The sequence below is a fragment of the Streptomyces sp. NPDC059142 genome (assembly GCF_042755665.1).
Taxonomy (GTDB): domain Bacteria; phylum Actinomycetota; class Actinomycetes; order Streptomycetales; family Streptomycetaceae; genus Streptomyces.
Genome location: NZ_JBHZDA010000004.1, coordinates 124,423 through 135,779, shown reverse-complemented (window position 1 = coordinate 135,779; position 11,357 = coordinate 124,423). Strand labels below are relative to the sequence as shown.

Sequence of the window (11,357 nt, the reverse complement as noted above, 5' to 3'; positions counted from 1 at the left end):
CCCGATTTTTTGGCCGTAAACGTATCAAAGACACCCGACAAAGCCACCGGGGCCCCGGGTATCCGAGATCGTCTACCCCCGACCGGGCCCGGCGGGGCCCTGTCGGGCCCGAAAACAGAGGCACAGTACGCCCCTTGCCGTGTGATGATCCTTCCGGCGCGCCGGGGTTGCCGGTGCGTCAGTCGTGACACCACACCCTTGGGGGGTAGCAATGAGACTGTTCTCTGCTGGACGCCCGGTTCGTCTCAGATCCGGCGCCGCCGCGGCGCTGGCGGCCGGTCTGCTGACCGCCGGTCTCGCCGCGCCCGCGTTCGCCGCCGACGACCCGCTGCAGACCGACCAGTTGTGGATCAACCCGCCGTACGAGCCGGCCCTGCCGCTCGGCATCGACGGCGGTCAGCCGCAGTCCCGCACCCTCGGTATCGGCGTCTACCACGACAACGACAACTTCACGGTGACCGACGCCAGGCTCAGCGTCGACATCTCCGGCCTCACCGGGATCGCCGAGGTGACCTGGCCCGACAACTGCGCACCGAGCGGCACGCGCGCGGTCTGCGACATCCCCGTGGTGCCCGTGATCGGACGCGACTACAAGGAACAGGTGTTCCTGACGGTGCGCGCGGCCGACGGCGCCACGGCCGGCGCGCGGGGCAGGATCACCTACGAGGCGACGGCCACCGGCGGGCCCGACGGCACGCTCACCGCGCCGCGCGACAGCTTCGACACCACGGTCACCGTCGCCTCCGGACCGGACCTCGCCATCGCCCCCGCCGCCGACATCGAGGGCGGCAGGCCCGGCGACGAGCGGACGATCCCGTTCAAGGTCACCAACAACGGCGACATGAGCGCGGACGGGTTCACCGCCCACCTGTACGCCACGTACGGTCTGACCGATCTCACCCGGTACGACGAGTGCGACTACACCGCGCCGGAAGACGACGACTACGCGCCGTTGACCAGGGCGGTCTGCACGTTCGACCAGGTGCTGGCGCCGGGCGACTCCTTCGAACTGCCCGAGCCGATGACCGTGCGGCTCGCCCCGCACGCGCTGAACGAGCGGCTGGACATCGGCGTCGAGCCGGGCGGCGGTGTCGAGGACATCGACACCCAGAACGACTACAGGACCTTCCAGATCGCCGCGGAGAACACCGCGGACTTCTCCGTGACCGGGGACACCGTCTCCGGCGCGGCGGGCGAGACCGTCACCGCCGAGGTGACGTTCAAGAACAACGGCCCGGCCTGGCTCGGCAACCTCGGCTCCGGCGACCCGGTCGCCGTGGCCCGGCTGATCGTGCCCGAGGGCGCCACGGTCACCGGCGTGCCGGACGGCTGCTCCGCGCGCACCCTCGACGGTGGCTACCACCCGAGGCAGACGGGCGCCCCGCGCTACGACTGCGACCTCCCGTACTGGGTGCTGGAGGACACCCGGCGCACGTTCGCGTTCTCCGTGCGCGTCGACACCGTGGTGCCCGGCGCGACCGGGGCCGTGAGCATCCACCCCGCCTACGGTGAGTTCGGCCAGTACCCCTTCACCTTCGACCCGGACCTCACGAACAACACGGCGGTCCTCGCCGTCAACTGACCCGCCGGGACGTGGAGCGAGCCCTCTGCCCGTGAGAGGCCGTCAGCGCGCGGGTCCGGTCCGGCGGCCCTTCGAGGGGGCCGGGCCCGCACGGGTGACGGAGCGTGCGCGGCGGAGGACCGCCGCGGCGTTGCTCTGGTTGCGGTACCGGTACAAGGACCTGCTCAGATACATCAGGGCATCGTCCGCCGGGACCAGGTGCAGGCTCGGGTAATGGTCGAGGAAGACGTTCCAGTGGACGCACGACTCCTCCAGCCGGTGCAGGGGCAGCAGCGTCGCGGCGAGCCGGGCGTGGGTCAGGGCGCCGGCTCGGCGCCGGTCGTCGCCGCGGGCCGCGGCGGAGGAGGCGAGGGACCGCGCGGCCTGTTCCGGTTCCCCGAGGGCCAGCAGGGCCTGACCGCGCTGATAGTCGAGCCCGGCCCGGGGATACGAGTCGAAGGGGCCGGCCTGCCGCGTCGCACGGCCGTGCTGGCTCTCCGCGGCCGCGAGGTCGCCGACCGCGCTGCGGCGCTGCCGTGTGTGGGCGTGGGTGACCGCCCGCTGGCTCAGCAGGAAGGAGAGCGTGGCCGGGTCGGCGGACGGTCCTGCGGCGTCCACCGCGGTGTCGGCGAGCTGCGACGCCTTCTCGTGGAACCCCAGATGGAGGGCCTGGAGACTCATGGCGCGCAGGGTGATCGCGTACGTACGGCGGTCCCCGGCCTCCGAGGCGAGGTCGAGCGCCGTGGTGAAGTAGCCCTGGGCCAGGCCCGGGTATCCGGCGTCCATGGTCATACGGGCCAGGACATGGGTGAGTTGGGCGGCCGATACGAACAACTCCCGCCGCAGCGAGGGTTCGGCGGGGGCGGCCAGCAGCCGGCCGGTGTCGTCGGCGAGGTAGGAGGCCAGCGCGGAGCGGGCGTGCGCGCCGCCGTGCCGCTCCATGAGGTCCGTGAACACCTGGCACATCTCCCGCAGGGCCTGGACCTCTTCGGCGGAGACCCGGCCGCTCGCGGACCGGGGGCGCCGGGGAGCCGGCCTTCCGGGATTCCAGGCGGGCGAGTCTATGGCGCTCAGGCTGTAGGCGGAGACGGTGAGTTGGGAACGGCGGGCCGGGTCGGTGTCGGTACGGGCCAGGATGGTCAGCCGGTCGGCGGCGTCCTCCGTCGCGGCGGTGGACGGGAGCGACACCTCGTCCGTGGTGTGCCCGGGGCTGGTGAGGCCGGTCTCCCCGGCGGTGACCAGACGCTCGACACGGCGGCTGAAGGCCGACGCGACCAGATCGGGGACGGGCGGCCGGGGGCGGGAGCCGGTCAGCCAGTGCGCGATCGAGGTGCGGTCGTACCGGAGGGTCATGCCCTGGGCCTTTCCCAGCGCGTTGACGGATCTGGCCAGATCCGCGGCGCTCCACTCGGCTTCGGTGAGCAACTGGGCGAGTTCGCGGTTGGGTTGGCGACGTACCACGGCCGGGTCTCCTCGACATGAGGTGCACGTCGCCGTGGCCGGCGTGGCTCCGGTGCGTGCGCGCAGCGATCGCTGAAGCAGGTTCGAGGATGTGCCGGCGGGCACCGGAAGAATCCGTCCCGCTTGTTCCCCTTGCCATCATCCCGTCGCTGACATCCGCCGGAAAGCCCGTGATACAGGGATTTTCCTTCGATTTGGGGCTCGGAACCGCCGTCGTCACGCGGCACCGGCCCGGCCCGGTGCCGTATCAGGACACGAAGACCCTGGCCGCCGGGCCGGTCAGCCCGTGACCCAGCGGTCGTAGAGCCGGTGGTCGGGGCGGAAACCGGCGGCCACCAGTTCCCACATCATCTCGTCGCTGCCGCCGCCGAGTCGGTTCACCTTGAGGTCCCGCCACAGACGCTCCATCGGGTTCTGGTCCTCGACGTAGCCGCGTCCCCCGAAGATGTGCGCGCACTCGCTCGTCACCCGCTCCCCGAGGCGGGCCACGGTCACCTTCAGGGCGGCCATCTCGGACAGCGACGCCGCGCCCCCGGCGGAGATCTCCGCCACCGTGGCGTACAGCCCCCTGCGTGCGACGAGGATCCGGGCGCGGAGGTCCGCGACGCGCAGCCGGAGCGCCTGGTGGCGGTAGAGGGGGGAGCCGAACTGCTTCCTGCGCTTCAGATGCGTGATGGCCAGGACCGACGCGAGGTCCAGCGCCCCCAGCACCTGGGCCGCCAGGGCGAGCCGCTCGTACATGAGCCCCTGGCCCACGGCGGCCAGCCCGGACCCCGGCGGCACCAGCACGGCGTCGTCGGTGACGCGGGCGTCGACACGGAGCCGTACGGTCTCCAGACTCCGCATCCCGGTGGTCGTCCAGCGCTTCACGGGGGTCAGACCGCTGCGGGGCACGATCACGATCGCCGGACCCTGATCGCCGCGGCACAGCACGAGCGCGAAGTCGGCCGCCGCGCCGGGCGAGACGAACCACTTGTCGCCGCGGACCCGCCAGTGATCCCCCTCCCTGGTCAGTTCCGTCTCCACGGCGGACAGATCGGAGCCGACGCGCTGTTCGGACGTCGCGACGCAGCACACGCTCTCGCCCGCCAGCGCCAGACCGAGCACCGCCTCGGCGTACGGGCCGGTGCCGAAGCCGCGCAGAAGGGATGTCGCGGCCTCCAGATGGAGGCCCACCCCGATACCGATCCCGCCGAGCCCGGCCCGTCCCAACTCCTCCGACAGGACGACCGACCGGCCGAGATCGCCGTGTATGCCGCCGGACCACCGTTCGTGGAAGAGTCCGGCGGATCCGAAGGCGGCGACCGCCTCGCGGGGGAAGCGCCTTTCCCGTTCGGCGGCCGGAAGCAGCGGGGACACCCGGTCGTCGATGAGCGTCCGTACGCGTTCCCTGAAATCCGTGACGGGGCGGCTCGCCGTCCCGAAGGCCAACTGAATGCCGAGATCGGTCTGTTCCTCGGCCGCGAGGGGCATGGGGGTGTTCGAAACGATGGTCATGATCGTCTTCCTGTCGGGGTACGCGCTGACGGAACCGACTGTCGCCACGGGGCCTTCACGGGGTCAGCGGCGGCGCCCCACCTGCCATGACCAGGAGTTGGGACAGGGTCGTGCCGGGCGGTGTCTCGGCGTCGTCGAGGCTGATGCCCCAGTCGTCCTGGAGGGTCATCGTCAGCTCGACCACGGCCAGCGAGTCCAGGTCCAGATCGGACAGGCTCGCCTCCGGGCGTATCCCGGCGGGGTCGACATGGAACTTGTGCACGAGCCGGTCGGTCAGATGTTCGTAACGGGTGTCGGTCGTCATCAGGGTGCCTCGTCCGTGTCGTGGTGGGTGTGCGGGGCGTACGAGCGGGGGCGGGCCTCGGGGAAGCGCAGGGTGTGAGCACCCCAGGCGAGACCTCCGCCGAAGCCGGTGATCAGGGTGCGCGCCCCGGGGGCGACGCGCCGGCGCGCCGCGGTGTCGGCGAGCGCCAGCGGAATGGAGGCGGCGGCGGTGTTGCCCAGGTCCCGCAGATTTCCGTGCCGCCTGGAGGACGGGATGCCGAGGCGGTCGCCGACGGCGTCGATGATGCGCTGGTTGGCCTGATGGCTGATGAAGGACTCCACGTCGTCCGGGCCCCAGCCCGTGCCGCGCAGCACGTCGCGCGCCGAGTCGGTCATACGGCGGACCGCGTGGGCGTACACCGCCCGCCCGTTCATCCGGAAGTAGTCGTCGTGCGGCCCGGTGCCGGCGGCGCCGCGGGGCCGCCGCGAGCCGCCCGCCGGGACCTGGATGAGGCCGGCGTGGCCGCCGTCGCTGCCGAGGTCCTGCGCGAGCAGCGCACCGGGCTCCTCGGACGTCCCGGCCCGTACGAGGACGGCACCGGCCCCGTCGCCGAACAGGATCGCGGTGTCGCGGTCGTGCGGGTCGATCAGGGTGGTGCTGTACGTCTCCGAGCCGATGACCAGCGGGCGGACATAGAGACCGGCTGTCACCAGAGCCTGCGCGCAGGCCGTCGCGTACACGAATCCGGCGCACGCGGCGGACAGGTCCAGGGCCGGTACCCCGGACAGTCCGAGGCGGTGGGCGACCTCGGGGGCGGTCGCCGGACAGCGGTGGTCGGGTGTGGTCGTGGCGAGCAGGACGATGTCCGGGCGGACCGGGGCCCCCGCCAGCTCCGCCGCCGAGTCCAGCGCCGCGCGCCCCGCGGCCTCGGCCAGATCGCCGGTACTGGTACGGGAGTCGGCGAGGCGCCGGGCGGCGATCCCCGTACGCTCAAGGATCCACCGCTCGTCCGAGTCGAGGTCGTTCTCCGCGATGAGACGGCTGTTGGAGACGGAACGGGCGGGAAGGCTGGTGCCCAGACCGCACAGCACGGCGGCAGGCGTCGGCATGACAACTCCTCACGAAAGGGGGAAGGGTTCGGGCACGCCCGGCAGCTCCGGCCACACGAACGTGGTGGCCGCCCAGGTCAGCCCGGCGCCGAACGCGGTGGCCAGGACCCGGTCACCGGGCTTGAGCCGGCCGTCGGCCGAGTCCTGGGACAGCAGGATCGGGATGGACGCGGCGGACGTGTTCCCCACATGACCGATGTTGTTCGCCATCCGGCCGGGGGGAACGCCGAGTTTGCGGCCGACCGCGGCCAGGATGTGCGCGTTGGCCTGATGGGCCACGACCCGGTCCACGTCCGCGAGGTCCCAGCCGCTCGCCTCGGCGGCGCCGCGTGACACGGCGGCCATACGCGCCACAGCCCGGCGGAACACATCGGGCCCCGACATCGAGAGATACCGGTCCTCGTCGTCCGCGCCCGCGCCGTCGGCCGACAGCGGCTGCCGGGACCCGCCCGCGGCCACTTCGATCAGGTCGGCGCAGGAGCCGTCACTGCCGAGGACCACCGGTCCTACGGCGCCCGGCTCGTCCGGGTCACCGGCCCGCACCACCGCGGCCCCGGCGCCGTCGGCGAAGATGGCCGAGGTGGCCGGGTCCCGGGGATCGACCAGGGACGTCATCGTCTCCGCCCCGACCACCAGGACCCGCCGCGCGGTGCGCGCCGCGATCAGACCGCCGGCGACCGCGAGCCCGTACAGGAAACCGCTGCACGCCGCGCCCACGTCGAACGCCGCGATCTGCGGCTGTCCCAGCCGGGCGGCGACCTCGGGAGCCGTCGGCGGGCAGATCCGGTCCGGGGTCACCGTGGCGACCAGCACCGCGTCGACCCGGTCGGTTCCGGCGGACCGCATCGCGCGTCGGCCCGCCTCCACCGCCATGTCCGAGGTCGCCGTGTCCGGCGCGGCCACATGGCGGCGGACCACACCGGTACGGCTCCTCAGCCACTCCGGGGAGGCGCCCACCCGCCGGCCCAGCGCCTCGTTGGCGAGCACCGTCGGGGGCAGCCAGTGCCCGATGCCGCAGATCACCGGCGCGGGCACCCGGGCCCCGCCGCCGCGGTCGCCGTCACGGCCCGCGCCGGTCCTCGCGGGCGCCGGGCGCCGCGTCGCATCCTCCTTCATCACTCCCTCCCCGGCGGCCGGTGGAAGTGCCAGTAGTGGTCCGCCGAAGGGTCCCAGCCACGGCGCAGCGGATCGCGGAACAGCCGGAACAGCCGGCTCAGCGGTGAGAACACCAGGAAGTACAGCAGCCACAGCGACATCGTGCGCATGGGCGTCGACCTCTCCGTCGAAGGGAACAGTGCGTGCGGGGGAGCGGTCCCGATCAGTCCAGGGGGATCTCCTCACGCCAGTCCGCGGTCTCCCGCCAGGCCGGCTGCCCGTCCTTGCGCAGCAGGTGTCCGCCGAGCGCGAGCAGATCGATGCCGGTGCGCATGAAGCACGCGTACGCCTCCCGCGGTGTGTGCACGATCGGTTCGCCGCGCACGTTGAAGGAGGTGTTGATCAGGACCGGGCAGCCCGTCTGCCGGCGGAAGGCCGTGAGCAGGTCGTGGAAGAGCGGCTGGGAGTCCTCGTCGACGGTCTGCACGCGTGCGGACGAGTCGACATGGGTGACCGCGGGAAGGGTCGACCGGGGCACCCGGAGCAGATCGAGCCCGCTCACCTCGGCGGCGCCGGGCGCCGCCACCCGCTGCTCCGGCGCGATCCCGGCCACCAGGAGCATGTACGGGCTGTCCTGGCGCAGGTCGAAGTAGTCCCCCGCGTCGGAGGCGAGCACGGCGGGAGCGAACGGGCGGAAGGACTCCCTGAATTTGATCTTGAGGTTCATGGTGGACTGCATGTCCGGGTCCCGCGGATCACCGAGGATCGAGCGCGAGCCCAGCGCGCGCGGGCCGAACTCCATCCGGCCCTGGAACCAGCCCACCACCTTCCCGTCCGCCAGGGCGGCGGCCACCTCCTTCACGAGCGCGTCCCGGCCGGGGCGGCTGTAGGGGATGGCGTGGCGGTCGAGATACGCGCCGATCTCCTCGTCGTCGAAGGCAGGACCGAGCAGCGCGCCCGACATGGCGTCGGCTCCGCTCCCCGGGTGGGCGCGCGGCGCGCCGCGCCGGGCGGCGGCGGACAGGGCCGCGCCCAGTGCGCCGCCGGCGTCCCCCGCGGCCGGCTGGACCCACATGCTGTCGAAGGTCCCCGCGCGGGAGATCTTCCCGTTGGCCACGCAGTTGAGGGCGACGCCACCGGCGAGGCAGAGGTTCCGCTCGCCGGTGAGGTCCCGGCTGGTCCTGGCCAGCCTGAGCAGCACCTGCTCCACGACCTCCTGGACGGACGCGGCGAGGTCGAACTCGCGCCGGGTGAGCGGCTGCTCCGGCAGCCTGCGCTCCCCGCCGAACAGCTTCTCGAAGCCGCGGCCGGTCATCGTCCGCCCGTGCAGATAGGCGAAGTTGCGCAGGTTCAGCCGGAACGACCCGTCCGGTTTGATGTCGATGAGTTCGTTCCGGATGACATCGGCGTAGCGCGGTGTCCCGTACGGGGCGAGGCCCATCAGCTTGTACTCGCCCGAGTCCACCTTGAAACCGCAGAAGTAGGTGAACGCCGAGTACAGCAGGCCCAGCGAGTGCGGGAACCGGATCTCCGCCCGCTTGCTCAGGTCGGTGCCCCGTCCGTGCCAGATGGTCGTGGTGGCCCAGTCGCCGACCCCGTCCACGGAGAGCACGGCCGCGGACGCGTAGGGGCTGGGCAGGAACGCGGACGCCGCGTGCGACGCGTGGTGCTCCTGGCACTCGACATCCGGTACGGGGCCCGTGTCGAGCGCGGCCAGCCGCTCGCGCACCGTGCGGGCGGCGCGCAGCCGCCATGTGGACCACTCGGGCAGCCGGTCCCGGAAGACCGGGTACCCGTACGGTGCCGTACCCACGAAGGTCGCCATGACCCGCCGGAACTTCTGCACCGGATCCTCGTAGTACGCGACCGCCGAGACGTCGCCGAGACCGGCGCCCGCCTCGCGCAGGCAGAAGCGGACCGCGTGGGCGGGGAAGGACGGATCGTGCCTGCGGCGGGTGAAGCGCTCCTCCTGCGCCGCGGCCACCGGCACGCCGTCGGCCACCAGGGCGGCGGCGCTGTCGTGGTAGAACGCCGAGATGCCCAGGATCAGGTCGGTCATGACGCACCCGCCTCGCCGAGGCGCCGCAGGCCCGGCCCGCGCGCCCGCAGAGCGGCCCACCGGGCCCCCCACCCGTCCGGCGGGTCCAGTGACCGGTACCCGGTGCGGACCCGCTGCCAGGCGGCGGTTCGCGCCTCGGTCCCATGTGTCTTCAGGACCGAGGCCATGAAGGCGTCGACCGCGTCGGCGGCCCACGCGGAGTGGCCGGTGGCGACATTGTCGATGGTGTTGTGGATGTCGACGAAGCGGGTGCTGAAGCCGTACTTCCGCAGCGCCGTGTGCGCCCTCCGGTATCCCCCTCCCACACCGGACAGCTCCATGGCCAGATTGAGGCCGAGAACCTCGGGCAGGAACGACTGCGGATACCGTCCGATGCAGAGCCAGTACACCGGCAGGGCGAAGGAACGCTCCTCGAACCCCGGCCACCGGGCGAACTCCTCCGAGGCCGTCGGCGGCAGCTCGACGCCCATTCCGGCGAGCACCTGACGGTAGATCAGGGGATGGTTCAGGCCCGGAACACCGTTGCCCAGCTCGTCCCAGTACGTTTCGAACAGGAAGTACCCGTGCTCCGACGACGCCAGCTCGTAGTCGGTGAACCCCTGGAGCCAGGCACCGTCGATCAGGGTCAGCGGCGCGAGCTGCACGGTCGAGTCGATCAGCTCCTCCCGGGTCGGCAGCGGGGTGTCGCGGCTCGACTCCCAGTCGCTGTTGTGCCGGTCGTGCTGGGTCAGCAGCCAGGGACGCAGCCCCTCCGCCGGCCACACCGGGGGCAGCGCCCGCGGGTCCCGGTCGATGCCGTGGCGCGCGCGGGCGAGCCAGGCACGCAGATAGTCGGTGGAGTACCGCCGCAGCGCGGGGGTCTGCGGTCGGTGCTGCAACAGGCGGTAGGCGGACCGGAGATCCGTCGGGGCCCGCCCCGCTGCGGTGAGCGGCTCCCCCCGGGGCCGCAGCGTCGGCGGCATCGGACAGGACGGGGCGGGGGCCGCCGACGGCCCGGCCGAGGACGGGTCGCCCTCGGCCGGGAGGGAGTCGATCCAGCGGCGTATCACCGTCAGGTCCTCCGGTGAGAAGACCCGGAACATCGGCCCCCGCTGGAGCACCAGCCCGTTGACGAGGCGGCTCGCCCCCGAACGGCCGGGCCGTACCAGATCGCTCGCGGCCAGCGCGTTCAGGAACTCCGCCGGGTCACGGCGGCACTCCCGCAGCCAGCCGGACAGGGAGCGCCCGGCGAGGCGGTAGCGGTGGTGGTACGCGGAGCCCTCCCGGGCCCGCGCCCTTAGCAGTTCGGCCATCGCGTACGCGGGGTCCCGGGCGCACCTGAGGTCCGCGTACAGGTCGTCGCTCCAGCGCCGCAGCGCGCCCCAGGCCCAGGAGAACCCCTCGGCCATCCGCTCGGACCGCCGCCCGCCGGAGTCCAGACAGGCGCGGACCGTGTCCCAGCGGTGGCCGGCTCCGGCGGTCTCCTCCGCGGCGGCCGCAGGCTGCGGCGCGTGGGCGGTGCCGGGGGAGGGCGGCCCCACCGTCACGAGGGGCGGCAGGGTACCCACCGCGCGCAGACAGAGATCGGCGCCGAGGATCTCCGGCAGGAAGCCGTCGGGAAGACGGCTCATGGCCAGCAGCATCGCGGGGAGGTAGAAGTCCCGGTCGGCGATCCTGCGGTCGAGGGCGAGGCGCGACGCGGGCACCGCGTACTCGGCGAGCCCCGCCTCCCGCAGCACCGACACATAGGCGCTGCCACGGGACGCGCGAGGGCGTCCCACTCCGACGTCGGAGGCGTACAGCTCCAGGAGGGCCAGCGCGGAAGGATCGTCGGCGCTGCCCGGCGAGGTCGTCCACTGCAACCACGCCCCGTCCTGCGCGGCGAGCGGGGCGCAGGCCAGCGCGGCCCGCCCGGACAGGACGGCGGCCGTCCCCTCCTCCCCGCCCCGCAGCGCGCGGAACCGCCGCCGCTCCCCGTCCGCCCAGGCCGTGACGCGGGACCGCAGCGCGTCCAGGTCCTCCGCCGCGCCTGCCCGGCCCCCGAGCCTGCCGATCTCCGTCCGTATCCCCTGCGACCAGGAGGCGTCGGGGAAGACCCCTTCAGGGTCGGCGGCCCGGTGGTAGAGCGACCGGTACGCGGAGTCGTCCGCCGGCGCCGACGTGTCCTGGGGTGTCTCCGCCACATGAGCGGACATCCGTCTCCTCCTTCGGTGAAGTGCCCGGTCGCCTGTCGGCCGGGGCCCGGCGTCCGTGCGCACGGCTCGGAACATCGGTCGGAACTTCGGTCGGAACTTCGGTCAGAACATCGGGTAGATCGAGCCGTCCTGCTGT

At 72.9% G+C, this 11,357-nt stretch carries 9 protein-coding genes; 1 reads left to right on the top strand and 8 read right to left on the bottom strand.

All coding sequences use genetic code 11. The features are described from left to right. The first annotated feature begins 211 nt into the window (after positions 1–211). Positions 212–1,582 carry a hypothetical protein gene (locus tag ACFXPK_RS03545; protein ID WP_385071196.1) on the top strand — a complete coding sequence of 457 codons (1,371 nt, stop codon included), beginning with the start codon at positions 212–214 and terminating at the stop codon, positions 1,580–1,582. Positions 1,583–1,624: 42 nt separating this feature from the next. Here the strand turns inward: ACFXPK_RS03545 and ACFXPK_RS03540 are convergent, their stop codons facing one another. The 8 genes from ACFXPK_RS03540 to ACFXPK_RS03505 all read right to left on the bottom strand — a co-directional run bounded on the left by ACFXPK_RS03540 (position 1,625) and on the right by ACFXPK_RS03505 (position 11,221). Continuing rightward, positions 1,625–3,022 carry a hypothetical protein gene (locus tag ACFXPK_RS03540; protein WP_385071193.1) on the bottom strand — a complete coding sequence of 466 codons (1,398 nt, stop codon included), beginning with the start codon at positions 3,020–3,022 and terminating at the stop codon, positions 1,625–1,627. A gap of 279 nt (positions 3,023–3,301) precedes the next feature. Then, positions 3,302–4,519 carry an acyl-CoA dehydrogenase family protein gene (locus tag ACFXPK_RS03535; RefSeq protein WP_385071190.1) on the bottom strand — a complete coding sequence of 406 codons (1,218 nt, stop codon included), beginning with the start codon at positions 4,517–4,519 and terminating at the stop codon, positions 3,302–3,304. A 55-nt stretch (positions 4,520–4,574) separates the two neighbouring features. Continuing rightward, on the bottom strand, positions 4,575–4,823 hold the full coding sequence (locus ACFXPK_RS03530) for a phosphopantetheine-binding protein (protein ID WP_385001508.1): 249 nt from the start codon (positions 4,821–4,823) through the stop codon (positions 4,575–4,577). Next, a complete protein-coding gene (locus ACFXPK_RS03525) occupies positions 4,823–5,893 on the bottom strand; it encodes a beta-ketoacyl-ACP synthase 3 (protein ID WP_385071187.1) in 1,071 nt (356 codons plus the stop codon). The genes ACFXPK_RS03530 and ACFXPK_RS03525 overlap by 1 nt, the downstream gene beginning before the upstream one ends. A 9-nt stretch (positions 5,894–5,902) precedes the next feature. After that, positions 5,903–7,009, bottom strand: coding sequence for a beta-ketoacyl-ACP synthase III (locus ACFXPK_RS03520; protein ID WP_385001514.1), 1,107 nt, complete (start codon positions 7,007–7,009; stop codon positions 5,903–5,905). Next, complete coding sequence (locus tag ACFXPK_RS03515) at positions 7,009–7,158, bottom strand: hypothetical protein (protein ID WP_385071184.1); 150 nt, start codon at positions 7,156–7,158, stop codon at positions 7,009–7,011. The genes ACFXPK_RS03520 and ACFXPK_RS03515 overlap by 1 nt, the downstream gene beginning before the upstream one ends. Before the next feature lie 53 nt (positions 7,159–7,211). Beyond that, positions 7,212–9,047 (bottom strand): carbamoyltransferase, encoded by a 1,836-nt coding sequence (locus ACFXPK_RS03510; RefSeq protein WP_385071181.1) that lies wholly within the window; start codon positions 9,045–9,047, stop codon positions 7,212–7,214. Then, complete coding sequence (locus ACFXPK_RS03505; protein ID WP_385071178.1) at positions 9,044–11,221, bottom strand: iron-containing redox enzyme family protein; 2,178 nt, start codon at positions 11,219–11,221, stop codon at positions 9,044–9,046. The genes ACFXPK_RS03510 and ACFXPK_RS03505 overlap by 4 nt, the downstream gene beginning before the upstream one ends. Positions 11,222–11,357: the final 136 nt, after the last annotated feature.